The 26361-nt window shown below is 67.8% G+C and carries 29 protein-coding genes; 12 read left to right on the top strand and 17 right to left on the bottom strand.

All coding sequences use genetic code 11. From position 1 onward, the window contains the following. Positions 1–5: 5 nt before the first annotated feature. The 4 genes from G6N18_RS20080 to G6N18_RS20065 are packed head-to-tail and all read right to left on the bottom strand — an operon-like array spanning position 6 to position 1589. Positions 6–434, bottom strand: coding sequence for a molybdenum cofactor biosynthesis protein MoaE (locus G6N18_RS20080; protein WP_083005477.1), 429 nt, complete (start codon positions 432–434; stop codon positions 6–8). Then, positions 431–907, bottom strand: a complete 477-nt coding sequence (locus G6N18_RS20075; protein ID WP_083005594.1) for a MogA/MoaB family molybdenum cofactor biosynthesis protein — start codon at positions 905–907, stop codon at positions 431–433. The genes G6N18_RS20080 and G6N18_RS20075 overlap by 4 nt, the downstream gene beginning before the upstream one ends. Beyond that, on the bottom strand, positions 904–1389 hold the full coding sequence (gene moaC / locus G6N18_RS20070) for a cyclic pyranopterin monophosphate synthase MoaC (RefSeq protein WP_083005474.1): 486 nt from the start codon (positions 1387–1389) through the stop codon (positions 904–906). The genes G6N18_RS20075 and moaC overlap by 4 nt, the downstream gene beginning before the upstream one ends. 2 nt (positions 1390–1391) lie before the next feature. After that, positions 1392–1589 (bottom strand): hypothetical protein, encoded by a 198-nt coding sequence (locus G6N18_RS20065; protein ID WP_109749547.1) that lies wholly within the window; start codon positions 1587–1589, stop codon positions 1392–1394. 59 nt (positions 1590–1648) lie between these two features. Between G6N18_RS20065 and G6N18_RS20060 the strand changes: the two genes are divergently transcribed. Next, the gene (locus tag G6N18_RS20060) at positions 1649–3907 is read left to right on the top strand and encodes a helicase-associated domain-containing protein (protein ID WP_083005467.1); all 2259 of its coding nucleotides are present in this window, start codon (positions 1649–1651) and stop codon (positions 3905–3907) included. A gap of 111 nt (positions 3908–4018) precedes the next feature. Next, the gene (locus G6N18_RS20055) at positions 4019–5668 is read left to right on the top strand and encodes a DNA repair helicase XPB (RefSeq protein WP_083005464.1); all 1650 of its coding nucleotides are present in this window, start codon (positions 4019–4021) and stop codon (positions 5666–5668) included. 12 nt (positions 5669–5680) lie between these two features. Here G6N18_RS20055 and G6N18_RS20050 read toward each other — a convergent pair whose 3' ends face one another. Further along, on the bottom strand, positions 5681–6025 hold the full coding sequence (locus G6N18_RS20050) for a cupin domain-containing protein (RefSeq protein ID WP_059098466.1): 345 nt from the start codon (positions 6023–6025) through the stop codon (positions 5681–5683). A 197-nt stretch (positions 6026–6222) separates the two neighbouring features. Here G6N18_RS20050 and G6N18_RS20045 point away from each other — a divergent pair, with 197 nt between their 5' ends. Then, a complete protein-coding gene (locus G6N18_RS20045) occupies positions 6223–6822 on the top strand; it encodes a hypothetical protein (RefSeq protein WP_109749543.1) in 600 nt (199 codons plus the stop codon). Here G6N18_RS20045 and G6N18_RS20040 read toward each other — a convergent pair. After that, positions 6819–7811, bottom strand: a complete 993-nt coding sequence (locus G6N18_RS20040) for an LLM class F420-dependent oxidoreductase (protein WP_067218633.1) — start codon at positions 7809–7811, stop codon at positions 6819–6821. The two genes, G6N18_RS20045 and G6N18_RS20040, sit on opposite strands and share 4 nt — an antisense overlap. A 333-nt stretch (positions 7812–8144) precedes the next feature. Between G6N18_RS20040 and G6N18_RS20035 the strand changes: the two genes are divergently transcribed. Further along, positions 8145–8354, top strand: coding sequence for a hypothetical protein (locus G6N18_RS20035; RefSeq protein ID WP_133052474.1), 210 nt, complete (start codon positions 8145–8147; stop codon positions 8352–8354). Positions 8355–8401: 47 nt separating this feature from the next. Further along, positions 8402–8827: a pyridoxamine 5'-phosphate oxidase family protein gene (locus G6N18_RS20030; RefSeq protein ID WP_067218640.1), complete on the top strand. Its 426-nt coding sequence runs from the start codon at positions 8402–8404 to the stop codon at positions 8825–8827. A 99-nt stretch (positions 8828–8926) separates the two neighbouring features. Here G6N18_RS20030 and G6N18_RS20025 read toward each other — a convergent pair whose 3' ends face one another. The 3 genes from G6N18_RS20025 to G6N18_RS20015 all read right to left on the bottom strand — a co-directional run bounded on the left by G6N18_RS20025 (position 8927) and on the right by G6N18_RS20015 (position 13882). After that, positions 8927–10417 carry a class I adenylate-forming enzyme family protein gene (locus tag G6N18_RS20025; RefSeq protein WP_083005457.1) on the bottom strand — a complete coding sequence of 497 codons (1491 nt, stop codon included), beginning with the start codon at positions 10415–10417 and terminating at the stop codon, positions 8927–8929. Positions 10418–10510: 93 nt separating this feature from the next. Next, entirely contained in the window at positions 10511–12658 is a 2148-nt protein-coding gene (locus tag G6N18_RS20020; protein WP_083005453.1) for a 3-hydroxyacyl-CoA dehydrogenase NAD-binding domain-containing protein, read from the bottom strand. A 12-nt stretch (positions 12659–12670) separates the two neighbouring features. Continuing rightward, positions 12671–13882 carry an acetyl-CoA C-acetyltransferase gene (locus G6N18_RS20015; protein WP_083005450.1) on the bottom strand — a complete coding sequence of 404 codons (1212 nt, stop codon included), beginning with the start codon at positions 13880–13882 and terminating at the stop codon, positions 12671–12673. 100 nt (positions 13883–13982) lie between these two features. Here G6N18_RS20015 and G6N18_RS20010 point away from each other — a divergent pair, with 100 nt between their 5' ends. Next, on the top strand, positions 13983–15152 hold the full coding sequence (locus tag G6N18_RS20010) for a pyridoxal phosphate-dependent aminotransferase (protein ID WP_083005447.1): 1170 nt from the start codon (positions 13983–13985) through the stop codon (positions 15150–15152). A 90-nt stretch (positions 15153–15242) separates the two neighbouring features. On the opposite strand, the gene G6N18_RS20005 is transcribed toward G6N18_RS20010, so the two are convergent. Beyond that, positions 15243–15683 carry an SRPBCC family protein gene (locus G6N18_RS20005; RefSeq protein WP_067218654.1) on the bottom strand — a complete coding sequence of 147 codons (441 nt, stop codon included), beginning with the start codon at positions 15681–15683 and terminating at the stop codon, positions 15243–15245. Positions 15684–15728: 45 nt separating this feature from the next. Next, positions 15729–16817, bottom strand: coding sequence for a CaiB/BaiF CoA transferase family protein (locus tag G6N18_RS20000; RefSeq protein ID WP_083005444.1), 1089 nt, complete (start codon positions 16815–16817; stop codon positions 15729–15731). Positions 16818–16835: 18 nt separating this feature from the next. Between G6N18_RS20000 and G6N18_RS19995 the strand changes: the two genes are divergently transcribed. Beyond that, a complete protein-coding gene (locus G6N18_RS19995) occupies positions 16836–17783 on the top strand; it encodes a cation diffusion facilitator family transporter (RefSeq protein ID WP_083005441.1) in 948 nt (315 codons plus the stop codon). Here the strand turns inward: G6N18_RS19995 and G6N18_RS19990 are convergent. After that, positions 17780–18223 (bottom strand): SRPBCC family protein, encoded by a 444-nt coding sequence (locus tag G6N18_RS19990; protein ID WP_083005438.1) that lies wholly within the window; start codon positions 18221–18223, stop codon positions 17780–17782. The genes G6N18_RS19995 and G6N18_RS19990 overlap by 4 nt on opposite strands. A 31-nt stretch (positions 18224–18254) precedes the next feature. Between G6N18_RS19990 and G6N18_RS19985 the strand changes: the two genes are divergently transcribed. Together G6N18_RS19985 and G6N18_RS19980 are read left to right on the top strand one after the other, a co-directional pair. Continuing rightward, the gene (locus G6N18_RS19985) at positions 18255–18722 is read left to right on the top strand and encodes a nuclear transport factor 2 family protein (protein ID WP_067218666.1); all 468 of its coding nucleotides are present in this window, start codon (positions 18255–18257) and stop codon (positions 18720–18722) included. A gap of 23 nt (positions 18723–18745) precedes the next feature. Then, positions 18746–18934: a hypothetical protein gene (locus G6N18_RS19980; protein WP_067218669.1), complete on the top strand. Its 189-nt coding sequence runs from the start codon at positions 18746–18748 to the stop codon at positions 18932–18934. A 1-nt stretch (position 18935) separates the two neighbouring features. Here G6N18_RS19980 and G6N18_RS19975 read toward each other — a convergent pair whose 3' ends face one another. Genes G6N18_RS19975 through G6N18_RS19965 form a run of 3 tightly spaced genes read right to left on the bottom strand, consistent with a single transcriptional unit; the run spans position 18936 to position 22197 of the window. Beyond that, the gene (locus G6N18_RS19975) at positions 18936–19916 is read right to left on the bottom strand and encodes an NAD-dependent epimerase/dehydratase family protein (protein WP_083005435.1); all 981 of its coding nucleotides are present in this window, start codon (positions 19914–19916) and stop codon (positions 18936–18938) included. 46 nt (positions 19917–19962) lie between these two features. Beyond that, entirely contained in the window at positions 19963–21552 is a 1590-nt protein-coding gene (locus G6N18_RS19970) for a phytoene desaturase family protein (RefSeq protein WP_083005431.1), read from the bottom strand. A 51-nt stretch (positions 21553–21603) separates the two neighbouring features. Then, a complete protein-coding gene (locus G6N18_RS19965; RefSeq protein WP_067218778.1) occupies positions 21604–22197 on the bottom strand; it encodes a TetR/AcrR family transcriptional regulator in 594 nt (197 codons plus the stop codon). Positions 22198–22279: 82 nt separating this feature from the next. On the opposite strand from G6N18_RS19965, the gene G6N18_RS19960 reads away from it, so the two are divergent. Genes G6N18_RS19960 through G6N18_RS19950 form a run of 3 tightly spaced genes read left to right on the top strand, consistent with a single transcriptional unit; the run spans position 22280 to position 24045 of the window. Next, the gene (locus G6N18_RS19960; protein WP_083005427.1) at positions 22280–22774 is read left to right on the top strand and encodes a DUF2834 domain-containing protein; all 495 of its coding nucleotides are present in this window, start codon (positions 22280–22282) and stop codon (positions 22772–22774) included. A 27-nt stretch (positions 22775–22801) separates the two neighbouring features. Continuing rightward, positions 22802–23260: an ester cyclase gene (locus tag G6N18_RS19955; protein ID WP_083005424.1), complete on the top strand. Its 459-nt coding sequence runs from the start codon at positions 22802–22804 to the stop codon at positions 23258–23260. Next, positions 23257–24045, top strand: a complete 789-nt coding sequence (locus G6N18_RS19950) for an MBL fold metallo-hydrolase (RefSeq protein WP_083005420.1) — start codon at positions 23257–23259, stop codon at positions 24043–24045. The genes G6N18_RS19955 and G6N18_RS19950 overlap by 4 nt, the downstream gene beginning before the upstream one ends. Here G6N18_RS19950 and G6N18_RS19945 read toward each other — a convergent pair. Together G6N18_RS19945 and G6N18_RS19940 are read right to left on the bottom strand one after the other, a co-directional pair. Next, positions 24042–24887, bottom strand: a complete 846-nt coding sequence (locus G6N18_RS19945) for an SDR family NAD(P)-dependent oxidoreductase (RefSeq protein WP_067218691.1) — start codon at positions 24885–24887, stop codon at positions 24042–24044. The two genes, G6N18_RS19950 and G6N18_RS19945, sit on opposite strands and share 4 nt — an antisense overlap. A gap of 46 nt (positions 24888–24933) precedes the next feature. Then, a complete protein-coding gene (locus G6N18_RS19940; protein WP_083005417.1) occupies positions 24934–26292 on the bottom strand; it encodes a cytochrome P450 in 1359 nt (452 codons plus the stop codon). Between the last annotated feature and the right edge of the window lie 69 nt (positions 26293–26361).

Below are 26361 nucleotides of genomic sequence, written 5' to 3'. Positions count from 1 at the left end.
CGGGTTTAGGCGGAGTTCACCCACTCGTCGGAGCCGTCGGCGAAGAACTGGTGCTTCCACACCGGCAGCCGCTCCTTGACGACGTCGACCAGGCGAGCGCAGGTCTCGAAGGCAGCCGCACGATGGTCGGCCGCCACCGCGGCCACCAGCGCAGCGTCTCCGATCTCGAGAACTCCGATGCGATGGCTGACGGCGATGGCCCGCACGCCAGTCGCGTCGGCGGCGATCTCGGCGGCGACGTCGGCCAGGGTCTGCGGCGCCGAGGGGTGCGCCGAATACTCCAGCCGGACGACCGAGCGGCCGCCGTCGTGGTCCCGCACCACACCGGCGAAGCTGACCACCGCTCCCGCCGAGGCGTTGGCGACCAGCGCCGCGTACTCGGCGGGTTCGATCGGCTGCCCGGACAGGTCGGCGCGCACCACGACGGCCGTCATCGCGAGTGGTCCTTTCCGCCGAGTTGATCCAGCGCATGCTCGAGGACGCCGTCCAGCACACCCAAACCGTCCTTGACCCCGCCGGGCGAGCCGGGCAGGTTCACGATCAGCGTGCGCCCCTTGGCTCCGCACACTCCGCGCGACAGCACCGATGTCGGCACCTTGTCCTCGCCGGCGCGGCGGATCGCGTCGGCCAGCCCGGGGATCTCATAGTCGACGATGTCGGCGGTGGCCTCGGCGGTGCGGTCGGTCGGCGAGATGCCCGTGCCGCCCGAGGTGATCACCACGTCGACGCCCTCCCCGACGGCTGCCGAGATCGCCTCGGCGACGGCGGCGCCGTCCGCTACGACGACGGGCGCCGGCGTGGCGATGTCGCGGCCGGTGAGCCAGTCCACGACGATGGGCCCGCAGCGGTCCTCGTACACCCCGGCGGCGGCACGTGTGGAGGCGATGACGACGCGACCCGACCTCATCGTGTCCACGTTCCGGTCTTGCCGCCCTCTTTGCGCAGCACCCGGATGTCGTCGATGCGGGCGGCCGGGTCGACGGCCTTGATCATGTCGTAAAGAGTCAGCGCGGCCACGCTCACCGCGGTCAGCGCCTCCATCTCGACACCGGTGCGGTCGGTGCTGCGCACGGTCGCGGTGACGCCAACGGTTCCTGGCTGGCTGGCGTCGCCGATCTCGAAGTCGACGTCCACGCCCGTCAGCGCCAGCTGATGGCACAGCGGGATGAGGTCGCTGGTGCGCTTGGCGGCCTGGATGCCCGCGACCCGGGCGGTGGCCAGCGCGTCGCCCTTGGGCAGGCCGCCCGAGGCGATCATCGCCACGACGTCGGCCGTGGTGTGCAATGTGCCCGCCGCGACGGCCGTGCGCTTGGTGACGTCCTTGGCGGTGACGTCGACCATGTGCGCGGCCCCCGACTCGTCGAGGTGAGAGAGGCGGGGCTCGGTCACCGTTACTTGTTGACGACCGTCACCGGGTGTACGTACGGCAGGTCGTCCGATGGCAGCGGAAAGGTCAGTTCGCCGAAGGGCGACAGCGCGCCGGTACGGTCGGTGGCCAGTTCACTGACCGCGTGATCGTCTTCACCGTCGACCGCGGGCCAGCCCGGGTCGACGTATCGCTTCTTCCCTTTGTTGTCTGCCACGCCCACATTGTGGCAAATGCCGCCGCCGGTGGCGACACCGCCGCCCTCCTTTACGCTGGTCAGCAATGACCCAGAACACGCCAAGCGTCCCGCTGGGCGCCTGGTTGGCTGATCTTCCCGACGAGCGGCTCATCCGGCTGCTGGAGTTGCGGCCCGACCTGACCCAACCGCCACCCGGGACGATCGCTGCGCTGGCGGCCCGCGCCCAGGCCCGTCAGTCGGTCAAGGCCGCCACCGATGACCTCGACTTTCTGCGGCTCGCCGTGCTCGATGCGTTGCTGGTGCTGCACGCCGACACCACCGCCGTCCCGCTGACCAAACTCCTGGAGTTGATCGGTGAACGGGCGTCCGAGGCTGCGGTCGCCGAGGCCGTCGACGACCTCCGCGACCGTGCGCTCGTATGGGGCGACACGACGGTGCGGGTGGCGGCCGAAGTCGCCGCGGGGCTGCCGTGGTATCCGGGGCAGGCGACGGTCGAGGACACCGCCGGAACGCCGGAGGACATCGCGGCGCGGCTCGAAACGCTCGACGAGGCGCAGTCCGATCTGCTGCACAAGCTGCTGGAGGGCTCACCGGTGGGCCGCACCCGCGACGCCGCGCCCGGCACACCGCCCGACCGTCCGGTGCAACGCCTGCTGGCGGCCGGGCTGCTGCGCCAGGTGGACGCCGAAACCGTGATTCTGCCGCGACTGGTCGGCCAGGTGCTGCGCGGCGAACTGCCCGGGCCGGTGCAGTGGACCGAACCCGACCCGGTGGTGTCGACGACGACGGCGGCCGACGCCGATGCGGTGGCCGCCGGCGCCGCCCTTGATCTGCTGCGTGAAGTCGAGGTCGTGCTCGAAACACTCGGTGCCACACCGGTTCCCGAGCTTCGCAGCGGCGGGCTCGGGGTGCGTGACGTCAAGCGGCTGACCAAGATGACCGGGATCGAGGACCGCAGGCTGGGGCTGATCCTCACGGTGGCCGCGGCCGCGCATCTGATCTCGGCGGGCATGCCCGAGCCCGATCCAGAAGCCGGCGACGGGCCCTACTGGGCGCCGACCGTGTCTGCCGATCGGTTCGTCGAATCCCCGACGGCGGGCAAGTGGCACCTGATGGCCACGGCGTGGCTGGACCTGCCGGGCCGGCCGAGCTTGATCGGCAGCCGCGGACCCGACAACAAACCCTATGCCGCGCTGTCGGATTCGTTGTTCTCCACCGCCGCGCCGCTGGACCGCCGACTGTTGCTCGAAATGCTTGCGAGCCTTCCGCCCGGCGCAGGCGTCGACGCGACGGAGGCGTCACGCGCCATGATTTGGCGCAGGCCGCGCTGGGGGGCGCGGCTGCAACCGACGCCGGTCGCCGACCTGCTGACGGAGGCACACGCGCTGGGCCTGGTGGGTCGCGGCGCGATCGCCACCCCGGCTCGGGCGCTGCTCGCCGACGCCGCTGGGGACGACGTGGTCAAGGCGATGGAGCGGATTCTGCCCGCGCCGATCGACCACTTCCTGCTCCAGGCCGACCTGACGGTGATCGTGCCGGGCCCGCTGCAACGCGAGCTGGCCGAACAACTGGCCGCGGTGGCGAGCGTGGAGTCCGCGGGCGCAGCGATGGTGTATCGCATCAGCGAGGCGTCGATCCGGCGGGCGCTCGACACCGGGCGGACCGCTGGCGAGCTGCACGCCCTGTTCGATCGGCATTCCAAAACGCCTGTGCCGCAAGGTCTGACGTATCTCATCGACGACGTCGCGCGCAGGCACGGCCAGCTGCGCGTCGGAATGGCGGCGTCGTTCGTGCGGTGCGAGGACGCCGCACTGCTCGCGCAGGCGGTGACCGCGCCGGCGGCCGAAGCCCTGGAGATGCGTCTGCTCGCACCGACTGTCGCGGTGTCCCAGGCGCCGATCTCCGAGGTGCTCGCCGCGCTGCGGCAGGCCGGCTTCGCCCCGGCCGCCGAGGACTCGACCGGCACCATCGTCGACATCCGGGCGCGCGGCGCGCGGGTGCCCGCCCCGCCCGGGCGTCGGCGCACCTACCGACTCCCGCCGACCCCCACCAGCCAGACGCTGGCCGCGATCGTCGCGGTGCTGCGCAAGGTGGCGTCGGCCCCGACCGGCGGTATGCGATTGGACCCCGCCGTGGCGATCAACCAGTTGCAGGAGGCCTCGCATATGCAGGCTTCCGTCGTGATCGGCTACGTCGACCCGGCAGGGGTGGCGACGCAGCGTGTCGTCGCGCCGATCAACGTGCGAGGTGGGCAGTTGACCGCCTACGACCCGGCATCGGGCCGGGTGCGCGATTTCGCCGTCCACCGGATCACCTCGGTGGTCATCGCCGACGACGACTGAGCCTCCCTTCTTTGCGCGAGCGTGCGCGCCTGCACACGACACGCCGCGGAAAAACAGCAGTTCACGCACACTCACCGGTGCCGAGGTCGGGCGGTTCTGGATACTGGACAAATGACCGACGGCCCCCTGATCGTGCAGTCCGACAAGACCGTGCTGCTCGAAGTCGACCACGAGCAGGCGGGCGCCGCGCGTGCCGCCATCGCCCCGTTCGCCGAACTCGAGCGTGCGCCCGAGCATGTGCACACCTACCGGATCACCCCGCTGGCGCTGTGGAACGCCCGCGCGGCGGGGCACGACGCCGAGCAGGTCGTCGACGCGCTGGTGTCGTTCTCGCGGTACGCGGTGCCGCAGCCGCTGCTGGTCGACATCGTCGACACCATGGCCCGATACGGCCGCCTTCAGTTGGTGAAGAGCCCGGTACACGGGCTGACCCTGGTGAGCTTGGACCGCGCGGTGCTGGAGGAGGTGCTACGCAACAAGAAGATCGCGCCGATGCTCGGTGCTCGTATCGACGACGACACCGTCATGGTGCACAACAGCGAGCGCGGCCGCGTCAAGCAGATGCTGCTCAAGATCGGTTGGCCCGCAGAGGATCTGGCCGGCTACGTCGACGGAGAGAAGCACCCGATCAGCCTTGCGCAGGACGGCTGGCATCTGCGCGACTACCAGGAAATGGCCACCGAGTCGTTCTGGGTGGGCGGATCGGGGGTCGTCGTGCTGCCGTGCGGTGCGGGCAAGACGCTCGTCGGTGCGGCCGCGATGGCGAAGGCCTCGGCGACGACGCTGATCCTGGTGACCAACACCGTCGCGGGCCGGCAGTGGAAGCGTGAGCTGATCAACCGGACCTCGTTGACCGAGGACGAGATCGGCGAATACTCCGGCGAGCGCAAGGAGGTCCGCCCCGTCACGATCGCCACCTACCAGGTGGTCACGCGGCGGACCAAGGGCGAGTACCGCCACTTGGAGTTGTTCGACAGCAGAGACTGGGGACTGATCATCTACGACGAAGTGCACCTGCTGCCCGCGCCGGTGTTCCGGATGACCGCCGACCTGCAGTCACGCCGTCGACTCGGGTTGACCGCCACGCTGATTCGCGAGGACGGCCGCGAAGGCGACGTGTTCTCGTTGATCGGGCCGAAGCGGTACGACGCGCCCTGGAAGGACATCGAGGCCCAGGGCTGGATCGCGCCGGCCGAGTGCGTCGAGGTGCGCGTGACGATGACCGACAACGAGCGGATGCTCTATGCGACAGCCGAACCCGACGAGCGGTACAAGCTGTGCTCGACGGTGCACACCAAGATCGCGGTGGTCAAATCGATCCTCGACAAACACAAGGGTGAGCCGACGCTGGTGATCGGCGCCTACCTCGACCAGCTCGAAGAACTCGGAGCCGAACTCGACGCCCCTATCATCCAGGGCTCCACGAAGACCGCCGAGCGCGAGGCGCTGTTCGATTCGTTCCGCCGTGGCGAGATTCCGACGCTGGTGGTGTCCAAGGTCGCCAACTTCTCCATCGATCTACCGGAAGCGTCTGTGGCGGTGCAGGTTTCAGGCACCTTCGGTTCCCGGCAGGAGGAAGCTCAGCGGTTGGGCCGGTTGCTGCGTCCCAAGGCCAGTGGCGGTGGCGCGATGTTCTACTCGGTGGTCTCGCGCGACAGCCTCGACGCCGAGTACGCCGCGCACCGTCAACGGTTCCTTGCCGAGCAGGGCTACGGCTACGTCATCAAGGACGCCGACGACCTGCTCGGCCCGGCGATCTAGCGGTACTCGCGATTAGATATGCGGCCCAACGGGATTCGACACGGTCAGTAACACGGCCGAGTCCTCGATCGCCTGCAGCCCGTGCCGCGACTTCGGCACCACGATGTGGTCACCCGCCGAACCCTCCCAGTTCGCCGACTCATGGGTCAGCCGCACCCGACCGTGCAGCACATGAAGGGTGGCCTCCCCGTTCGTCTCGTGGTCGTCGAGTTTGGAGCCGCCGGTCAGGGCGATCAGCGTCTGACGCAGCGAGTGCTCATGGCCGCCGTAGACGGTGTGCGCGCTACGCCCGCTACGCGCGGCACGGGCGGTTTCGAGTTGCTCACGCGCGAGTGCGGTCAGGGAGGTCTTGTTCATCGCCAAGCTTCCTTTCGAGACGGCCGAGCACGCCCACCCGCATGTGAGCCATGGATCGTCTCAATCGAGGGCTGTTCGATCGCGGTATGGCAGGAAGACAATCCTAATGGTCGCCGGCACCGATGAGCGGTCGGGCCGTGATACGTCATCGCTCGTACCTGGGCGCCTTGCGCGGTGAGCCGCTAGCCTCCTTACCCATGACCAGACGCCGGCGCGCTGCTCCCACTTCATCCGTCAAGGCGGCCCAGAGCGCGCTGGCCGGCGTCGCGGCCGGTCTGGCAGCACTCACCACTGCCGGCCTCGCCAGCGCGGATCCGCAGGTCCCGCCCCTGCCGACGCCCGCGCCCGCCGCTGCCGATGCACCGCCGGCGCCGGGGCAGCCCTATGTCGCGCCCGCGGACGCGGCCGATCCGCCGCCAGCACCGCCGCCCGTGGGCGCTCCGCCGGTGCCTGAGATCGCGAACCCGCAGTACGGTCAGGGGTCGAGCCCCGGTCCGCTGGGCTTCCTCAGGGACGCCTGGCATCAGGCTCAGGATCCGTACGGGTTCACCGGAATGCCGCCCGGTCACACACCCGCGGTAGCTCCACCACCGCCCGGGGCCGGGCGCGCGCCGCAGCTGCCACCCGGATACACCTCGATTACCGCGCCCGAGTCCAACGGACCACCGGTGGCGCCACCGCCAGGAGGCGGTCCTCCGCTGCCGCCCGGATACCACTCCCTGGACGGCCCGCCGCCGCCCGGTTACTACGACACTCCCGCCGCACCGACTCCGGGACCGGTTCCGCCGACGCCCTAACTCAGGGCGGGGATCACCTGCCGTTCGAAGAGTTCGATTCCGGAGCGGTCGTACGCGGCTTCCGGGAAGTAGAGGATGGCGTACTCGCAGCCGAGTTGCCGCATCTTCTCCAGCTTTTCGACTACCTGTTCCGGTGTGCCGCTTGCGGATTCGGGAGCGGAAACGGTGCTCAACATCGCCTCCACCGCTGACTCGTCGGCCTTGGCGATCTGTCGCGCGCGCACCCTGCCCACCCGGTCTTTGACGTCGGCCTCCGACTCGCCGATCACCGCGTTGAAGTTGGCCGAGCGCACGATCGCGTTGTAGTCGGTGCCGACCTCGCGGCAGTGGTCGGCCAGCACCTGTGACTTGTGCGCGAACCCGCCGGGCTCGGAGGTGAAGTTGGTGTACTGGGCGTACCTGGCGGCGATGCGCAGCGTCACCTTCTCGCCGCCGCCAGCGATCCACATCGGAATCCCGCCTTCCTGCAACGGCTTCGGCTCGACTATCGCACCCGCGACCTGGTAGTGCTTGCCGTCGAAGCTGACCTTTCCGGCACGCCAGGCGTCGAGCATGATCCGCACTCCCTCGTCGAGGCGGGCCAGCCGCACCCCGGCGGACGGGAACCCGTATCCGTAAGCGCGCCACTCGTGTTCGTACCAGCCGGCGCCGATGCCCATCTGGATCCGGCCGCCGGAGATGACGTCGGCGGTGGCGGCGACCTTGGCCAGGTAGACGGGGTTGCGGTAGCTCATCGCCGTGCACATCTGGCCGAGTTTGATCCGTGACGTCGTCGCCGCGTACGCCGCCATCAGCGTCCACGCCTCGTGGGTCGCCTCGGACGTCGGGACCGGCACGGTGTGGAAGTGGTCGTACACCCACAACGAGTCCCAGGCATCGCTGCCGTCGGCGTAGGCGGCGAGGTCGTGCATCGCCTTCCACTGCTCTTCGGGGCGGATGCCGATCAGATCGAGTCGCCAGCCCTGCGGGATGAACAGTCCGAAGCGCATGGCACCCGACTCTAAGCCACCGGGGACGCCGGGTCACGAGTGCGCGAGACGCGTCCGAGCGGTGTCGGCCGGCCATCATTTCCGGCGGCTGCCGGCCGCCTCGTCGCCGGCCACCGCGCAAAGCACTTAGCTGCGCTTCACATGAGCACCATGCAGCGCGGAGTCATCGGGGCACGCACCGACAGCGCCAATCGGCGTGCCGCCTGAGCCGCTGCGGTACGCGCATCCACCCGCGAGAAAGCCCGCGTCGGTTCGCTGACCGGCGGTTTCTGTTATATGGTGTGGCTCACAGACCAAGCTGTGTGTGACCTGAGCCACAATTAGGAGGCGGTCGTGGCCCGTAATCCGATCACCCGGATGGAGTCTCACCACCCGCGTCCCAGCGGCGCCATCGGGGTCCGCTGGTTCCAAGCGCTTTTGCTGGCGGTCATCGCCATCGCCGTCGTTGCCGGCATCGTGAGCACCGCGGCGATGGGACAGACGCCCGTCGCGATCGCCATCGGCATCGTCGCACTGGCGTTCTTCTCCCGGGTCGGGTGCTGACGCCCGATCCGCCGGAGCGTGTCAGAGGCCGGGGCTAGCCTGACGGCATGGCCCTGTCGAAGGACGAACGCGAACAATTCCTGGCCGAACCTCATGTCGCCGCGCTGTCGGTGAGTGCAGGCGACAAGCGCGGCCCGCTGACCGTGCCCGTCTGGTACCAATACAGCCCCGGCGGTGAGCCGTGGGTGCTCACCGGCGACGGCTCACGCAAGCATCGGCTCATCGAGAGCCAGGGCGAGTTCACGCTGATGGTCGAGCGGGTCGAACCGACGGTGCGCTACGTGGCCGTCGACGGCCCGGTCAGTCGGATCGAACCTGGCACCGATGAGCACCTCGTCGAGGTCGCCAAACGTTATCTGCCGCCCGAGAAAGTCGACGACTACGTCGAATTCGCGCGCCGCGAGCACGGCGACAGCGTGGTGATCTTCATGAAGCCGCAGCACTGGCTGTCATCCGATCTCGGTTCCTTCTGAACCCGCCGAGGTGCAACGCCGCTTCTCAACGGGCTGGTCCCTGCTGTCGGCCGGGGACGAACCGGAAGTCGCTCACGACGGCGGGCACGCGCCCCGGCACTATTTGTTCGCGCGCGGTTCGTAGAGCGCGGCGACGGCCGGCAGGCTGACCTTGAGCGCCGGGTTGCGCGGCAGTTCGTCGACGACCGCGAAAGCCACCGGCACGTTGTACACCGGCAGGGTCTGGCGGACCAGCTCGGCCAGCTCGTCTTCGGACGGCACCGGCGACCCGGCCGTCACCTCGATCGCCGCGAACGGCACCTCGCCCAGACGCGCGTCAGGCACTCCGACGACACATGCGTCTCGCACGGCGGGATGCGAAATGAGAACGCACCTAACGGTTTCCGGCAGTATCTTGAACCCGCCGCGGTTGATGGCGCCGTCGGCCCTGCCGTGTAGCGTGACGAACCCGTCGGCGTCGACCGACGCGATGTCGGTGGTGCGGATCCAGTCCGGTCCGATCGCAGCGACCTTGGCTTCCAGCAGACCCTGCTCGCCGGTCGGAAGGTCGGCGCCGGTGTCGGGGTCGATGACACGCAACTGGACATCGGGCAGGGCCCTACCGACGCTGTTGCGCTTGGCCGACCCGAACTCGCGTTGCATCTCCGGAGTCCACGCGCACAGCGAGCCCGCGAATTCCGTTGCGCCGTAAGCCAACACAATCGGAATACCGTACTTCGCCTCGAACTCGTCCCGGGTCTCCGGGTCCAGCGGACCCGAGGCGCTGATCAGGAAGTTCAACGACGCGAGATCCTCCTTGGCGACCTCGGCGTCCAGCAGCATCCTGATGACGGCGGGCTGAACGCCCGAACGCGTGACCCGGTGCCGCTTCACCGCGTCGACGTAGGACTCGACACTGAACCGCTCCAGCATCGCGACGCGCCTGCCGTTGTAAATGCCCGCGATCAGTTGGCACACGCCGATTCCGCCGAACTGCCAGTACGCCAGCTCGGGCGGGGAGTCTTCGGTCGCGGCCTCGCCGCTGGTGACGCTGAAGACCGTGCGTTCGAGCACCGCCGTCTTGATCGACTGCCGTTTGGGCGGTCCGGTCGTTCCGCTGGTCAGGATCTGCAGCACCACTGAAGGTTCCGCGTGTGCGTGGGAACGGCTCGGGTCGCGACGTTCCAGCCCCGGAACGGCCGCGACGGTCGGCGGCCGCGACGACATCGCCACGCCGGCGCTACCCGTCCGCGCGGCGGCGTCGACGACGGGTGCGGTCCAGTCGTCGGCGTCGGCGATGACGGCCGACAGTCGCAGTGTCTCGATGTCGCGGCCGATCGCCTCGGGCGACTGAAACGAGTAGATCATCGACACCGTGCGACCGGCGGCGAGAAACCCGATGATCGCTGCGGCGTGGGGTAGCCGGTTGCGCACCACGAGCCCGACGGGGGCGTCGTCGGCGACACCCGCAGTCCGAAGCGCCTCGGCGACGGCCTCGCCATACGCCGCCACCTCGTCGCCGGTGTACCACCGGCCCTCGAACTCGATGCACGGCTTGCCGCCGTAGCCGGCCAGCCCCGCCGCGAACTTTTCGGTGAAGCTTTCGGGCACGCTGGCCAATCTAGCGGCCAGCACTCCCGCGAGCGCTCATCTGCGTACGGATTCCGGCTGCAGGGGCGTACGTAGGTGAGCGCTCGGCGGACGCTAGGTCAGCGAGGCCGGCGGGTTGAACCGCTCGCCGTACTTGGCTGCCAGCTCCTTGGCCCGGGCCACGAAGGCCTCCTTGCCGATGCCGCCCGCACCCTCATAGCCGACGATGAACTGCGCCGAACCACCGGTGTAGGGCGGGTAGCCGATGCCCATTATCGAGCCGATGTTCGCGTCGGCGGTCGAGGTGAGCACGCCCTCGTCGAGGCACTTCTGCGTTTCGAGCGCCTCGGCGAACAGCATGCGGTCGATCATGTCCTGCAGCGGGATGTCGGCCTTCCCGGAGTTGAACGTCTCCCGCAGTCCGGGCCACAAGCCGGTCCGCTTGCCGTCGGCGTACTCGTAGAAGCCGGCGCCCGCCAGGCGCGACGGCCGCCCGATCTCGATCATCTTCTCGACCACCGCCTCGGCCGGGTGCGGCTCATAGGTGCCCCCGCTGGACTCGACACCCTTGCGAGTGGCGACGGCGATCTTGTGCATCAGCTCGAGGTTGAGCTCGTCGGACAGCTGTAGCGGCGGCGCCGGATAGCCGGCTTGCGAACCCGCCGCCTCGATCGACGCCGGCTCCACACCTTCGCCGAGCATGGCCAGCGCCTCGTTGACGAAGGTGCCGATGACGCGGCTGGTGAAGAAGCCGCGGCTGTCGTTGACGACGATCGGCGTCTTGCCGATGGCCAGCGTGTAGTCGAACACCCGGGCCAGCGCCTCGTCAGAGGTCTTCTCGCCCTTGATGATCTCCACCAGCGGCATCTTGTCGACGGGCGAGAAGAAGTGGATGCCGATGAAGTCCTCCTGGCGCTTCACCCCGGTCGCCAGACCGGTGATCGGCAGCGTCGAGGTGTTCGACCCCAGCAGTGCGTTGGGTTCGACGATGTCCTCGATCTCCTGGAACACCTTGTGCTTGAGGTCCTGGTCCTCGAACACTGCCTCGATGACGAAGTCCACGCCCTTCAGATCGGCCGGATCACCGGTCGGCGTGATGCGGGCCAGCAGCGCGTCGGAGCGCTCCTGCGTGGTGCGCCCCCGCTCGAGCGCCTTGGCCTCCAGCTTCTCCGAGTAGCCCTTGCCCTTCTGCGCCGCCTCGAGGCTGACGTCCTTGAGGACCACCTCGAAGCCGGCCTTGGCCGACACGTAGGCGATACCGGCGCCCATCATGCCCGCGCCCAGCACGCCGATCTTCTTGATCTCCTGCTTGGCGATGCCCTCCGGACGAGACCCGCCGCCGTTGATGTACTGCAGGTCGAAGAAGAACGCCTGGATCATGTTCTTGGCGACCTGACCGGTGACCAGCGACGTGAAGTAGCGGCTCTCGATGCGGCTCGCAGTGTCGAAGTCGACCTGCGCACCCTCGACGGCCGCGTCCAGGATCGCCCGCGGCGCCGGCATCGGCGCGCCCTTGAGCTGCTTCTTCAACAGCGCGGGGAACGACGGAAGGATGCTCGCCAGGCCCGGTGATGCCGGGGTTCCGCCGGGCATCTTGTAGCCCTTGGCGTCCCACGGCTGGGTGTGCGCATCCGGGTTGGCCTTGATCCACGCCTTCGCGGCGGGGACCAGCTCCTCGACGCTGTCGACGAGGTCGTCGACGAGCCCGATCTCCTTGGCCTTCGCGGGCTTGAAGCGCGTTCCCTGCGAGAGCACCTCCATGAACGCCTGCTGGATGCCGAACATGCGCACGCTGCGGGTGACGCCGCCTGCCCCGGGCAGCAGCCCGAGAGTCACCTCGGGGAACCCGAGCACCAGACCTTTGACGTCGGCAGCGATGCGGTGATGACAGGCCAGCGTGATCTCCAGGCCGCCCCCCAACGCCGCGCCGTTGATGGCCGCGACCACCGGCTTACCCAGCGTTTCCAATGCGCGCAGGTCGCGCTTGATGCCCTCGACCTCGTCGAAGATGTCGCCGGCGTTCTCGGGGCCGGCCTGGATCATGCTCTTGAGGTCTCCGCCGGCGAAGAACGTCTTCTTCGCGCTCGTGATCACGACGCCGGTGATCGAGTCCTTTTCGGCCACAAGCCGTTCGACGGCGTTGTGCATCGACTCCTTGTAGGCGTCGTTCATCACGTTGGCCGAGCCCGTCGGGTCGTCCAGCGTCAGGGTGACGATGCCGTCGGCGTCCTTGTCCCACTGAATGGTGTTCTGTGCTGGCATTTTTCGGCCTTCCTATACGCGCTCGATGATGGTGGCCACGCCCATGCCGCCGCCCACGCACAGCGTGATCAGCGCGCGACGCGCGCCGCGGCGCTCGAGCTCGTCGACCATGGTTCCGGTGATCATGGCGCCGGTGGCGCCCAGCGGGTGGCCCATCGCGATGGCGCCACCGTTGACGTTGAGTTTCTCGTCCGGGATGTTCAGATCCTTCTGGAACTTCAGCACCACCGATGCGAACGCCTCGTTCAGCTCGAACAGGTCGATGTCGTCGACCGTCAGACCGGCGCGGTCGAGCACCTTGCGCGTGGCCGGGGTCGGGCCGGTGAGCATGATGACCGGATCGCTACCGCTGGTCGCCGTGGCCACGATGCGAGCACGCGGGGTCAAATTTTGAGCTTTTCCTGCACTTTCTGAGCCGACGAGCACCAGCGCGGCGCCGTCGACGATTCCCGAGCTGTTGCCGCCGGTGTGGACGTGGTTGATCTTCTCGACCCAGTGGTACTTCTGCAGCGCCACGTCGTCGAAACCGCCCATCGCGCCGATGCCGTCGAACGCGGTCTTGAGCTGGCCAAGACTCTCCACCGTGGTGCCCGGACGCATGTGCTCGTCGTGATCGAGGATCACCAGGCCGTTCTGGTCACGCACCGGCACCACGGATTTCGCGAAGTAGCCGCCCGACCACGCCGCGGCTGCCCGCTCCTGCGACCGTGCGGCGTATGCGTCGACGTCCTCACGCGAGAAGCCCTCGATGGTCGCGATCAGGTCGGCGCCGATGCCCTGCGGGACGAAGCCGATGACGTAGTTGGTCTCGGGGTCCGTCGCCCACGCGCCGCCGTCGGAGCCCATCGGCACCCGGCTCATCGACTCCACGCCGCCGGCAAGCACCAGGTCGTCCCAGCCGGAGCGCACCTTCTGCGCAGCGGTGTTGACGGCCTCCAAGCCGGAAGCGCAGAAGCGGTTGAGCTGCACGCCACCGGTGGTGTCCGGCAGGCCGGCCGCAAGCACCGCGGTGCGGGCGATGTCGCCGCCCTGATCGCCCACCGGCGACACGACACCGAGGATCACGTCGCTGATCAGCGTCTCGTCGAGGTCGGGGTGGCGGCGGCGGATCTCGTCGACCAGTCCGGTTACCAGGTTGATCGGCTTGACCTCGTTGAGCGCGCCGTTCTTGTTCTTGCCGCGAGGCGTGCGAATCGCCTCGTAGATGAAGGCTTCTTCAGACATGTGCGCGAGCCTAACAGCCTAAACCAACCTGTTGGTTGGGCGGCCTCTCGCTTCGGCCATCTCACCGCCGAACGTGGGTTGAGGCCTACGCTCGACAGCCGTGACAGTCAGACGCCTACAGCCTTATGCGGTGACGATTTTCGCGGAGATGTCTGCGCTGGCTGCCCGGATCGGCGCCGTCAACCTCGGCCAGGGCTTCCCCGACGAGGACGGTCCGCCCGCGATGCTCCAGATCGCCGAGAAGGCGATCGCCGAGGGCGTCAACCAGTACCCACCCGGCCTCGGCATCGCGCCGTTGCGCCAAGCCATCGCTGCGCAGCGCGAGCGCCACTTCGGCACCGCATACGACCCCGACTCCCAGGTGCTGGTTACCGTCGGCGCCACCGAAGCCATCGCGGCCGCTGTCCTCGGTCTCGTCGAGCCCGGCTCCGAGATCCTGCTGATCGAACCGTTCTACGACTCCTACTCCCCCGTGATCGCGATGGCGGGCTGCCAGCGCCGCGCGGTCCCCCTGGCCCAGGACGGCGACGGGTTCCGTATCGACGTCGACGGGCTGCGCAAGGCACTCACGCCGAGCACGAAGGCGCTGATCGTCAACTCGCCGCACAACCCGACCGGCATGGTGGCCGGAGACGACGAATTGCGCGCGCTGGCCGAACTCGCCGTCGAGGCCGACCTACTGGTGATCACCGACGAGGTCTACGAGCACCTCGTGTTCGACGGTCGGCGCCACATCCCGCTGGCGTCCTACCCCGGGATGGCCGAGCGCACGATCACGATCTCCAGTGCCGCCAAGATGTTCAACGTGACCGGATGGAAGATCGGATGGGCTTGCGGCGCAGCCGATCTCATCGCCGGTGTGCGCGCCGCCAAGCAGTACCTGTCCTATGTCGGCGGCGCGCCGTTCCAGCCCGCGGTCGCGCACGCGCTGAACAACGAAGAGGCGTGGGTGGCCGCGTTGCGGGATTCGTTGCAGGTCAAGCGCGACCGCTTGGGCGACGCGCTGACGGAGTTGGGTTTCGAGGTGCACGACAGCTTCGGAACGTACTTCCTGTGTGCCGACCCGCGGCCGCTCGGCTTCACCGACAGCGCCGCGTTCTGCGCGGACCTGCCGTACAGCGCGGGGGTGGCCGCCATTCCGATGTCGGCCTTCTGCGACCCGGGCGCTGAGCATGCCGGCGCGTGGAATCACCTGGTGCGCTTCGCGTTCTGCAAGAAGGACGACACGCTAGACGAGGCGATCCGCAGGTTGGCCGCGCTGCGCCGTTAGTGTCGCGCCGATTGTGAATCTGACGACACCTTCCCGCGCATTTCCGTCGTGAGATTCACAAATGCGGTTGGCCTGTCTTGATACCGACGTCTACCTGGCATCCGCCATCACTCGCCGGCGGAGGTTCTCGGTCGCGACGTCGAGCACCATCTTCTTCGCACGGCGCAGCAGGAATTCGGGAATCGGCGCGGCCAGGTCGATGACGATGTCGAAGCGCACGCGCGTGCGGTCCTCACCGACGGGGGTGAGGTTGTACTCGCCGTGCTGACCGCGCTGCTGCAGGGTCGCTTCGGCGTCCCAGACCACCCAGTTGTCACCCCAGTGGTACTCGAGCACTTCCTTGTCGGTGACGCCCATGATCTTGAATGTCGCCTTGACGTGATGGGGACGCCCGTCGGGATGCCGGTCGAGCACTTCGGCGCGTTTGTGCACGGGTGACCACGTGGGGACGGCGTCGATGTCGGCGAGCGCGTCCATGATCGCTTCCTTCGGCGCCTCGAAAACCACTTCCCTCGATGCCTGCACCGCCATGCGGCAAATCGTAGCCGCGACAGCCTCGGGTATCGGGCGTTCCAGCTAATCCTCAGGCCAGTCGATGTCGGCGATCGGAGTCGCGGTCTGCGGTGGGGAACCGATCGGACCGGCCGGCGTGCGGGAGAATCGCGGGGCGGGCGCCGCCTGATCTACGCCGTTGACCTGCACCATGGTTGACCGGGCGCGCAGGTGGTCGTTCTGCGCGGCCTCACTCCATGTCAGTACCGGTGTCACGCACGCGTCGGTACCCGAGAAGATCGCAGTCCATTCGTCCCGCGTCTTGCTCGCAAACCTGTCTGCGAACAGCTTGTGCATCTGTGGAAACGCCGCCTTGTCCGACTGTCGGGGCACCTCGTCGGGGCTCAGGCCGAGGCCCGTCAGCAACTGGGCGAAGAACTGCGGTTCGATTGCGCCGACCGCCATGTACCTACCGTCGGCCGTCTCGTACGTGCGGTAGAACGGTGCGCTGCCGTCGAGCATGAACGACTCGCGTTCGTCGCGCAGCGTGCCGGTTCCTTTCATCGTCCACATGTCCTGAACCAACACGGACACGCCGTCGACCATCGCCGCGTCGATCACCTGCCCTTGGCCGGAGCGTTCCCGCTCGTAGAGCGCGGTCACGATGCCCATCAACACCAGCATCGACCCGCCGCCGAAGTCGGCCACCAGGTTCAGCGGCGCCACCGGCGGGCGGTCGCGGTAGCCGATGGCCGCCAACGCGCCGGTCTGCGACAGGTAGTTGATGTCGTGGCCGGCCGTCTGTGCCAGCGGGCCGTGCTGGCCCCAGCCGGTGATTCGAGCGAAGATCAGCCGCGGGTTCACCGCCGTGCAGTCGTCGGGTCCGATGCCGAGCCGTTCACAGGTGCCGGGCCGGAATGCGTCGATGAGCACGTCGGCCTTGGCGATCAGGGCCAGCAGCGGGGCCGGGTCCGATTTCAGATCCAGGTCGACGACGCGCTTGCCGCGGTGCAGCAGGTCGACGTTCTCCGCGGGCATCTGCAATCCGCCGGGCCTGCGCACCCGCACCACGTCGGCGCCGAGGTCGGCCAGCATCATCGCGGCGTGCGGTCCGGGCCCGATGCCGCCGAGCTCGATGACCTTTACTCCCGCCAGGGGCCCTTGGCTCGTCATGAGTCGCAGACTAGTGGGATGAGCGAAACCGACCAGCGCTCCGCCGAGAGCACGCTGACCGTCCTCATCGCGTTCGGCGCCAATCTGGCGGTGGCCCTCGCCAAAACGGTGGCCGCCGTCCTGACGGGTTCGGCGTCGATGACCGCAGAGGCCGCGCACTCCTGGGCCGACGCGGGCAACCAGGGCCTACTGGCCGTCGCCAACCGAAGAAGCCGCCGACCGCCAGACGCCGACCGTCCGTTCGGCTACGGCCGAGAAGCGTACGTGTGGTCGTTGTTGGCGGCCGTCGGGTTGTTCACCGTCGGTAGTTCGCTTTCCGTCTGGCACGGCATCACCGAATTGCTGCACGGCGAGTCGGGACCCGAGAACTATGTCGTCGCCTACATCGTGCTGGCCGTCGCGTTCGCCCTCGAGTCGGTGTCACTCGTCCAGGCTGTGCGCCAACTACGCACCGAAGCTCGCCGCTTCGAGCGCGGTCTGCTCGATCACGTGCTCGAGACCTCGGATCCCACGACTCGCGCGGTGTTCGCCGAGGACACTGCCGCATTGATCGGAATCATCCTCGCCGCGTTGGGAATTGGCCTGCATCAGCTCACCGGCAACGCCGCCTGGGACGCAGTCGGGTCAATCATGGTAGGAGTGCTGCTCGGGGTGATCGCGGTGGTCCTCATTGACCGCAACCGCCGCTTTCTGGTCGGCGAGCCGGCCGATCCGCGGGTGCGCGAGGCCGCGATCAGGCGCATCGAGCTATTGCCCGACGTCGCCGCGGTGCGCTTCGTGCGCCTGGTGTTCGTCGGGCCGAAGCAACTATTTCTGGTGGCAAGCGTCGACCTCGACGGCGATGCGCGCGAATCTCGGATCGCCGAGACGCTTCGGCGCCTGGAGATGCAACTGCAGGCCGACCCCTACATCGTCGACGCCGTGCTGACCATCGCCGAACCCGACGAGCTCGACATCGTCGGCTAGCAATGCCCCTTGACCTTGCGCACCTGCTTGCGCAGGCCGTCCGTGGCCGCCTCCAACCCGCCCTTCATTGCGCGCTTCAACACGAAGCCGGGGATCGGCACCGCAGGGTCGACGGTGATCTCGAAGCGCACCTTGGTCTTGTCGCCGTCGGGGGTGAGCGTGTACGACGCGCTCTGGGTCTTGAGCTGAGTCGATTCCAGAAGCGTCCAGCTGGCCTTGTTCTCCGTCCAGGTGTACTGCACCACCTGCTCATCGGAGATGCCCATGGTTTTCAGCTTGAGGCGCACCCGGCCCGGCCGACCGTCGGCGTCTCTGTCGAGCACTTCGGCGCCCTGGTGTTGGGACGACCACTCCGGTGCGGACTCGACGTCGGCGATGACGTCGAGAATTTCGGCCGGGCTCGCCTCGATCACGACCTCGCGGGAATCGCTGGTAGCCATGGCCTGACCCTAGCCCCGTTACGGTTGACCGATGGAGCTTTGGGAGCTTTCCGCCCGCGAACGCATCAGAGACACCCTGGCCCAGTACAACTGGTCTGGAGATGCGCTGCGCCTCACCGAGCTTGCCGCCGCGTTCTGCGAAGACGGCGTTCTCGAGGTGCGCGGTAGCGAACCGGCCCGGGGCCGCGCCGCGATCGTAGAGTTCTTGGGCGGCGCGGTGGCGGCGCCGGATGCGGCGGCGTCGCAGTCGAAGGTCAAACGCATCGTGCGGCACAACGTGACGAACATCCGGTTCACCGACGTGACACCGCAAGAGGCGCATGTCGCGTGCTATTTCACGGTGTTGACCGAGATCGGTCTGGACCACTACGGCCGCTACCGCGACGTGTTCGTCCCCGTCGGCTCGGTGGACGGGGACTGGCTGATCCGCCATCGCTTCGTCTCGACCGACTGGAGCGCGCCGAACTCGACGATGGCTCGCTCACTGACGCCGGACTGAAAGCTCGGCTCGGTGGGTACTCGATGCCGGTGAGCGACAAGAAGGACAACCCCGACACCGCCGACACCGACGCAGGGCCGTCGGAGGCCGACGACGACGTGCAGAGCGATCCCGCCCGTGGCACCGACGGCACCGAGGAGGGCGTGGACTGGTCGGATGAGGGCGGCGCGACGCCGAGCGGTCCCGCCGACACCGGCGACCCGACACAGTGATTCAGAGCGAGTCGGCCAGTTGCGACAGTGTTTCGGCGGCAGTGTATTTCGGCCGCCAGCCGAGCTGAGTCTTCGCCTTGGTCGTGTCCATCACGACCGATGTGCGTCCGACGTGTAACCACTCGAGCATCGACGGGACGAACGGCAGCCGTGCGACGATCTCCGATGCCACGGTCGCCGAGGCCTTCGGCACGCGCACCGGACGGGCCCCGAGCTTTCCGGTGACGTTGGACATCGACACCACACCGTCACCGGCGATGTTGTACGCACCCGGCGGCGCGGATGTCGTGGCGGCCAACGCTATTGCGGTCGCCACGTCGTCGTGGTGAACCAACTGCAGCGGTATGCCGGGGTCGGGGATCGGTGGTTTCAACAGCGGCAGACCCCGCATGATGCGCTTGACCGGCCCGGGCAGTTTGTTCCACGGCATGGCCTCGGCCAGCGCGGGCGCCTTCGGCCCGGCGACGATGCATGGCCGCAACACATAGACTGCCAGCGGCGTGCCGGCGGTGACCTCGGCCAGCGTGGCCTCACATGCGGCCTTCTGCTGCGAGTAATAATGCTCGGGCGACCCTCGCGGCGGGACACTTTCGGTGATCGGCACGGGATTGTCGGCGTGGTAGCCGTAGGCCGCCACCGACGAGGTGTACACCAGTCGCTGCGGACGCTCCGCGGCCACCGTCGCCTCGAAGACGTTGCGGGTGCCCTGCAGGTTCACCCGGGCGCTCTCCTCCCGCGAGCCCATGATGATGAAGGCCAGATGGACCACCACGTCGGCGCGGGCGACCAGCGAGTCGACCGCGTCCCGGTCGAGGATGTCGCCCTGTTGATACGTGGTCTTCGACCAACCGTGCTCGGCGGGGTGGAATGGTCGGCGCGCCATGCCGACGATCTCGTCGACCTCGGCCATACCCTCGAGTGCCTCCACGGCCGACTTGCCGATCTCGCCGGTGGGCCCGGTGACAGCCACGGTCAATCCCATGGACGATGCATTCCCGGCACCGCCGTATTGAAACGACAGACCGGCGTCAGGACATGTCGGCCAGCGCCTGCTTGGCCGCGTTGTAGCCGGGAACGAACGTGATACCCGGCCCGCCGTGGCAGCCCGCACTGGCGAGGTAGAGGCCGTCGATCGGAATCGGTTGATCCAGATAGCCTTTGGGCCCCGGCCGGTTCGGGCCCATCTGTTCGGGATGGATCAATCCGTGGCAGTAGTCGCCACCTGGTGCGCCGAACATGGTGCCCATGTGCTTGGGCGTGAACGTGGTGTGCCTCATGATCAAGCTCTCGAAATTCGGCGCCAGCCTGGAGATCTTCTCGATCACGCGCCTGCCCATCTCCGCCTTCATCGCGCCGTAGCCGCGCTCGCCCTCCGCCCCGGTATCCGCACTCCTCGCATCCTCGGGCGGAAACCACAGTGAGAAGGCCGACGCCGCGTGCTTGCCCGGCGGCGCGAGACCGGGGTCGTTGACCGATGGGATCTGCAGCGCGATGGACGGGTCTGCGGGCACGATGCCGTGCCTGCAGTCCTCCCACTGTTGCTGCAGCTCTTCTGGTGTGCTGAAGATCCCGATGTTGGACTGCATCGCCGGGTCGTTGAGCAGTTCATAGGGTGCGGCGAAGTCTGGGACGCCGTCGAGCGCGAAGTGCATCTGCAGATAGCTGCCGCGATGGTCCAGCCGGGCGAACCGGTCGCGCACGTCGGCGGGCACCGCGCCTGGATCGACCAGGTGGTTGACGGTGACATCCGGTGCGATGCCGGAGACGACGATCGGCGCGGTCAGTGTCGTGCCGTCCTCGAGCCGCACGCCGGTGACGCGGCCGGCGGCGACGGTGACCTCCGCGACCTTGCTGCGCAGCCGCAGTTTCCCGCCGCCGGCGGTGAAGGTGTCGCACAGATGCGATGTGAGTGCGCCGATCCCGCCGCGCAGTTTCTTGACCAGCAGCGCGTTCTCGTCGGGGACGGCGAAGCCGTATGCGAGCGCCGCGGCGGTGCCGGGTGTGGCGGGTCCGCGGTACGTGGTGTTGCACGCCAGCAGCGCCAGCATGCCGCGCAGCGCGCCGAATTTCTCCGTGTCCGGCAGGTAGCGGTCGAGCACGTCGGTGACCGATCCGAACAGCAGATCGGTGATCGCCGACCGCTCGAATTCGTTTGTCGCGCAGGCATACATCTCGTCGAGCGTCTTCGGCGGCTGACCCGCGTCGAAGCGGCCCAACGCCCGGGTGGGCGCCTGACACCACGCCATCAGACCGGCCATTCCGTTGACGGCTTCGGCACCGTGCACCTCGTTGAGGTGCGTCAGCAGCTTCATCGGGTCGGTGTAGTAGACCAGCGGTTCATCACCGACACCGCGCAGCGACACCGACATCACGTCGAGGTCGACGGTCGGCAACTCGTCGAGCCCGAGTTCCCGGCTGACCACCGCCGACGTCGGGACCTGCACCGAACCGGCGATCTCGAATCTGAACCCGTCGAACAATTCGACTGTGGAGGCCATGCCGCCTGCGTAGAGCTTGGTGTCCAGGCAGATGGTGCGCAATCCGCGCTTCTGGAGCAGGGTGGCCGCGGTCAACCCGTTGTGCCCCGCGCCGATGACGATCGCGTCGAAGTCGCTCATCGGCCGAGGCTGACACGAGTGCAATGTTTTGTCAATGATGACAAAACGTACTCAGCCGATGCCCCCGCCGATGACGCTCAGCGCCTCTCCGGTGAGCCGCGACAACTCGGGTAGGGATCGCTCCTCGCCGAGCATCCACACCTCCATCGCCCCGAATACCGCGGCGGCGATGCACCGCGCGGTGACGGTGATCCGCATTCGCTCATCGGCGGAGGCGGTTGGTGGACCGGCCTCGCGCAGGTGCTCTTCGATCGCCTGGGCGAAGTCGGCCTCGACCTGGCGCATGTGTCGGACGACTCGGCCGGGTTCGAGTTCCTGCGCGCGCAACGCAGCGGTCTGTGCGACGGCCCAGTCATCGTAGGGGCGCGCCATGATCGCGGACTGGACCGACTCGACGATGGACTCCTCCGGATTTCGCGCGGCCAGCGCGGCCCGGAACCACTCCAACCCCGCGTAGTCCGCGAACAGTAGATCGTGCTTGGACGCGAAGTGCCGGTAGAAGGTGCGCAGCGAGACGCCGGCGTCGGCGGCGATCTGTTCGGCCGAGGTGTCCTCGACGCCCTGGGCCAGGAACCGGACGACCGCCGCCCTTCGGAGTGCGTCGCGCGTGCGCTCGCTCCGTGCGGTGTGCGCCGGCCGTGGCATGTGCATGAAGGTACCCGACCCGAGGGCGGATAAAGTTATGTCACGATTGACAAAACTTCGGAGGGTGGCCAGACTCCCCGCTATGGTCTCGCTGATCGTTCACCTCGTTCTCGGGTTCGCCACGCTCGCCGTGATTGTCAAGGCGAATCCGGCGATCTTCGCGCGCTACTCGTCGGGCCCGCAGGTCACCAAGCTCGAGTTGTTCTACTACGTCGCAGGCATCGCCTCGGTGCTGCTCGGCTACTACTTCAACAACCAGTTCGTGGCCGAGTACGCGCCGTCGGGCGGGCTGCACAACTTCATCTGGGGTCCCGGCAGTTGGTCGGAGTTCATCGCGCTCGGCTACGACAACCCCGCCGCCAGCTCGGCGAGCCAGGATTACACGATCATGAGCCTGCTGCTCTTCCCGGCCTGGTTGCTGGTTGACGGCCGCAGGCGCGGGGTGAAGCACGCCTGGCTGTATCTCGGGTTCATCCTGTTCGCCAGTTCGGCATTCGCCTGGGCGTTCTACCTGGCCACGATCGAGCGGCAGCGCCGGCACCAGCAGTCGGCGGCGGAGGTCAAGTCGACCGCCTGACGGTGCTTGCGGCCGTACAGTGCGGAGATGGTCACCGACGCTTTGCGGCAACGCCGACTCGACGCGATCCGCGTGCACATGGATACCGAGGTCACCAAGGAGTTCGACGCCACGCTGGCGACATTCAAGAATGATTCCGGGGGCCGTGCCCGCTACGAGATCATGGCCACCGGCCAGGTTTTCGACGGCGACGACGAAGTGATGGCCTACTACCGGACGACGCGCACGGCGTTTCCCGATCAGCGCCACGACAACGTCCGCTATCACGTCGCCGACGACGCGGTGATCGTCGAATTCGACTTGCTGGGAACCAATCTCGGTGAGTTCTATGGTTTGCCGCCGACGGGTAAGTCGTTCCGGGTGCCGGTGGCGGCGGTGTTCTTCTTCGATGACGACCGCATCGTCAACGAGCGGATCTACTTCGATGCGGCGAGCCTGGTGACGCAGATCGGCCGCGCAGAGCTGTTGGTCGGCGGCGCGCCGTGAAGGTGCACCACCTCAACTGCGGGTCGATGCGACCGCCGAGCATGCATCGCCTCGTGTGCCACGTGCTGCTCGTCGAGACCGACAACGGTCTGGTACTCGTCGACAGCGGTTACGGCTTGCGCGACTGCGACGCTCCGGCGCTGCGTACCGGCCCGATTCGCCGGATCACTCGACCGTTGTTCGACCGGGATGAGAGCGCCGTTCGACAGGTGCAGCAATTGGGCTTTCGCCGCGAAGATGTGCGACACATCGTCGTGACCCACTTCGACATCGACCACATCGGCGGCATCGCGGACTTTCCGGATGCCGAAATCCATTGCACCGCAGCAGAAGCGCGCGGTGCCATGGGAGCACCCACCCGGGCAGAGAAGTTCCGGTTCCGGCCCGCGCAGTGGGCGCACGGCCCCAAGATCGTCGAACACGATCCCGACGGCGAGCCGTGGCGCGGCTTCGCCGCCGCCAAGGAGCTGACCGAGATCTCAGCGGGACTCGTGTTGGTGTCGCTGCCCGGCCATACCCGCGGCCACGCCTGTGTCGCCGTCGACGCGGGTAACCGGTGGGTGCTGCACTGCGGAGACGCGTTCTACCACCCGAGCACCATCGGGGGCGAGGGCCGAATGCCCTGGCTTCTCGGTGCTTTCGAGAAGTTCGCGGCGTTCGACCGCAAACGGGTGCGCGACAACCACGCGCGGCTCACCGAGCTGTATGGCCGCAACGAGCCCGACCTGTTCCTGATCTGTTCGCACGATCCGGGCCTGTTGGACCTGGCGATCCGAACCGCCTAGCGGCTCGCGCGCTTGCGCAGGAACGACTGCAGGCCGCCGAGGGCGTCGTAGTAGCGGGTCGGCGCAACGCGGCCGAGCGCGTCGAAGAGGTAGGCGTCGGGGCCGACGAGGATGCGGGCCTTGCCTGCCTCCACGCCGCGATGAATGATCGCCGCCGCCTTGTCCGGTTGCGTCATCGTGATCGCCGCGAACTCCTGGGCCTTCTGATCCTGGGTGCGGCCGCGGCCGTCGGGATCCTGCCGGAACCGGGCGTTGCGCACGATGTTGGTGTTGATGCCGCCGGGATGCACATTGACCGCCGATACCCCGGTGCCGCGCAGTTCCTGGCGAAGCGAGTCGGTGAAGCCACGGACCGCGAATTTGGCTGCACAGTAGGCGCTTTGCGTGGGCATGCCGACGAGGCCGAACACGCTCGAGGTGTTGACGATAACGCCTTCGTCCTGTTCGACGAGGATCGGCAGGAAGGCCCTGGTGCCGTTGACCACGCCACCGAAGTTGATGTCCCAAAGCCACTGGTCGTCTTCCGGCACCGCTTCCAGTACGTTCGACGCCACCGCGACGCCCGCGTTGTTGAACACCGCGCCGATCGGCTGCGGAGCCCACTCACGCACCTCGGCGGCGAAGTCGCGCTGCGCGTCGGCATCGCGCACGTCGAGTACCCGCAGCAGAGCCGGTCCGCGCAGCGACGCCTCTGTCTCCTTGAGCCCACGCTCGTCGACGTCGGCGATGGCTACCGGGCAGCTGTACGACGAAAGGCGTTGTGCCAATGCGCGGCCGATACCGGAGGCGGCGCCGGTGATGACCGCGGTGCGGCCGCTGATCGTCCTGCGTTGCTTGCTCATGCTGACTCCTTGACGGTGGTGTGGCCGATGATCGTCTCCCGCTCGTTCACGCTGATACCCGCTGCTCGTCGCTCTTGGAGGTGATGCGGGTCGTCCTCGGTCGCCGGAACACGACGGCGCGACCGCCGCGGGCGGGCGCGCTGGCGACACCCCGCGAGCGCCGACGCTCCCCTGCCGCCGCTGTCGTGCCGAACTCGAACTCGCGCAACAGGATTCGCAGTGTGACGTTCATTTCCATGTTCGCGAACGCTGCCCCGATGCAGCGGCGGATGCCGCCACCGTAGGGAATCCAGGTGTAGGTGTCGGGGTTGGCGCCGAGGAACCGGTCCGGGTTGAAGATGGCGGGATCCGTGAAGTGCTGCGGGGACTCGTGAGACATCCCGATGCTGGCGATGACGGTGTGGCCCTTCGGAACTACCCATTCGCCCAGCCGGAGCCGATCACGGGTGACCCTGATCGTCGCCTCGACGACGGGCCTGGTCCGCTGCACCTCCCACACCGTGGCCTGGGTCAACTCGGTGCCGCCGGCGTCGACTTCGGCGGTCAGCCGCGACAGCAGCCGCGGATGTCGGCGCAGCCGTTCAACCGCCCATGCCAGCGTGGTGGCGGTCGTCTCGTGCCCGGCGGCCAGCAGGGTGAGCAGTTCATCGGCGACATGCTTGTCGGAGATCGGCGAACCGTCCTCGTAGTGGGCCTGCAGCAGCAGGGCGAGGACGTCGGTGCGGTGTTCGAACGCGGGGTCGGCCCGCGCCTTGGAGATGAGCGTCGCGATGATCTCGTCGTAGCGCCGCCGAGCGCGCTGGACCCGGCCCCACGGACTCCACGGCCCGAGGTCGCGTCGCAGTGCCTTGGGCAGCAGGGCCATTCGGGATGCCAGCGGCACCATTGGCGGCAAGAGTTCGCGCAGCTCGTCGAGAGCACCGCCCTCGGCGCCGAATACGGTGCGCAGGATCGCGTTGAGCGTGATGCGCATCATCGGTTGCAGCGTCGCGAACTCGCGGCCTTCGGGCCACGTGGCGATCTCGCGTCTCACCTCTTCCTCGACGATCTCCTCGTAACCGGCCATCCGCTTGCCGTGGAATGGGGGCACCAGTAGCTTTCGCCGCTCGCGATGTTCGTCGCCGTCGAGGCTGAACGTCGACCCCGGCCCCAACACCTGGCCGAGGTTGGATGCCCTGGCGACCAGGTCGCTGTTCGAGGTGAACAGTTCCTTGATGAGGGTTCGGTCGCTGATAACGAGGGCGGGGCCGAAGACCGGCAATTCGACGGTGAACGCGCTGCCGTACCTGCGACCGAGCGCCACGAGCATCTGGTGCCGCGCAGTCAGGAAACTCAGTCCGACCGCCGCCTTGGGAAGCCGCGGCCCTGGCGGAAGCCGCACCGGGTCTGTCGTCGCTTCGGCCATGAGAGCCTTCCTGCTACATGGTGGTACACCGAGGTACCGATGTACGGTACGTGGTGGTACCGAAGAAGA

The sequence above is a fragment of the Mycolicibacterium celeriflavum genome (assembly GCF_010731795.1).
In the GTDB taxonomy this organism is placed as follows: Bacteria; Actinomycetota; Actinomycetes; order Mycobacteriales; family Mycobacteriaceae; genus Mycobacterium; species Mycobacterium celeriflavum.
This window is presented reverse-complemented; position numbering and strand designations above follow the sequence as displayed.

Bases quoted from the DNA above. Each gene is read 5' to 3' on its own strand.
- G6N18_RS19965 (WP_067218778.1), bottom strand. From the start codon at position 22,197: ATGCCACGGCCGGCGCACACCGCACGGAGCGAGCGCACGCGCGACGCA.
- G6N18_RS20000 (WP_083005444.1), bottom strand. From the start codon at position 16,817: ATGACGAGCCAAGGGCCCCTGGCGGGAGTAAAGGTCATCGAGCTCGGC.
- G6N18_RS20030 (WP_067218640.1), top strand. From the start codon at position 8,402: ATGGCCCTGTCGAAGGACGAACGCGAACAATTCCTGGCCGAACCTCAT.
- G6N18_RS19995 (WP_083005441.1), top strand. From the start codon at position 16,836: ATGAGCGAAACCGACCAGCGCTCCGCCGAGAGCACGCTGACCGTCCTC.
- G6N18_RS19980 (WP_067218669.1), top strand. From the start codon at position 18,746: ATGCCGGTGAGCGACAAGAAGGACAACCCCGACACCGCCGACACCGAC.
- G6N18_RS20080 (WP_083005477.1), bottom strand. From the start codon at position 434: ATGACGGCCGTCGTGGTGCGCGCCGACCTGTCCGGGCAGCCGATCGAA.
- G6N18_RS20055 (WP_083005464.1), top strand. From the start codon at position 4,019: ATGACCGACGGCCCCCTGATCGTGCAGTCCGACAAGACCGTGCTGCTC.
- G6N18_RS19960 (WP_083005427.1), top strand. From the start codon at position 22,280: ATGGTCTCGCTGATCGTTCACCTCGTTCTCGGGTTCGCCACGCTCGCC.
- G6N18_RS19955 (WP_083005424.1), top strand. From the start codon at position 22,802: ATGGTCACCGACGCTTTGCGGCAACGCCGACTCGACGCGATCCGCGTG.
- G6N18_RS19945 (WP_067218691.1), bottom strand. From the start codon at position 24,887: ATGAGCAAGCAACGCAGGACGATCAGCGGCCGCACCGCGGTCATCACC.
- G6N18_RS20040 (WP_067218633.1), bottom strand. From the start codon at position 7,811: ATGCGCTTCGGACTGTTCATCCCGCAGGGCTGGCGACTCGATCTGATC.
- G6N18_RS20060 (WP_083005467.1), top strand. From the start codon at position 1,649: ATGACCCAGAACACGCCAAGCGTCCCGCTGGGCGCCTGGTTGGCTGAT.
- G6N18_RS19985 (WP_067218666.1), top strand. From the start codon at position 18,255: ATGGAGCTTTGGGAGCTTTCCGCCCGCGAACGCATCAGAGACACCCTG.
- G6N18_RS19970 (WP_083005431.1), bottom strand. From the start codon at position 21,552: ATGAGCGACTTCGACGCGATCGTCATCGGCGCGGGGCACAACGGGTTG.
- G6N18_RS20050 (WP_059098466.1), bottom strand. From the start codon at position 6,025: ATGAACAAGACCTCCCTGACCGCACTCGCGCGTGAGCAACTCGAAACC.
- G6N18_RS20075 (WP_083005594.1), bottom strand. From the start codon at position 907: ATGAGGTCGGGTCGCGTCGTCATCGCCTCCACACGTGCCGCCGCCGGG.
- G6N18_RS20020 (WP_083005453.1), bottom strand. From the start codon at position 12,658: ATGCCAGCACAGAACACCATTCAGTGGGACAAGGACGCCGACGGCATC.
- G6N18_RS19975 (WP_083005435.1), bottom strand. From the start codon at position 19,916: ATGGGATTGACCGTGGCTGTCACCGGGCCCACCGGCGAGATCGGCAAG.
- G6N18_RS19990 (WP_083005438.1), bottom strand. From the start codon at position 18,223: ATGGCTACCAGCGATTCCCGCGAGGTCGTGATCGAGGCGAGCCCGGCC.
- G6N18_RS20015 (WP_083005450.1), bottom strand. From the start codon at position 13,882: ATGTCTGAAGAAGCCTTCATCTACGAGGCGATTCGCACGCCTCGCGGC.
- G6N18_RS19940 (WP_083005417.1), bottom strand. From the start codon at position 26,292: ATGGCCGAAGCGACGACAGACCCGGTGCGGCTTCCGCCAGGGCCGCGG.
- G6N18_RS20045 (WP_109749543.1), top strand. From the start codon at position 6,223: ATGACCAGACGCCGGCGCGCTGCTCCCACTTCATCCGTCAAGGCGGCC.
- G6N18_RS20005 (WP_067218654.1), bottom strand. From the start codon at position 15,683: ATGGCGGTGCAGGCATCGAGGGAAGTGGTTTTCGAGGCGCCGAAGGAA.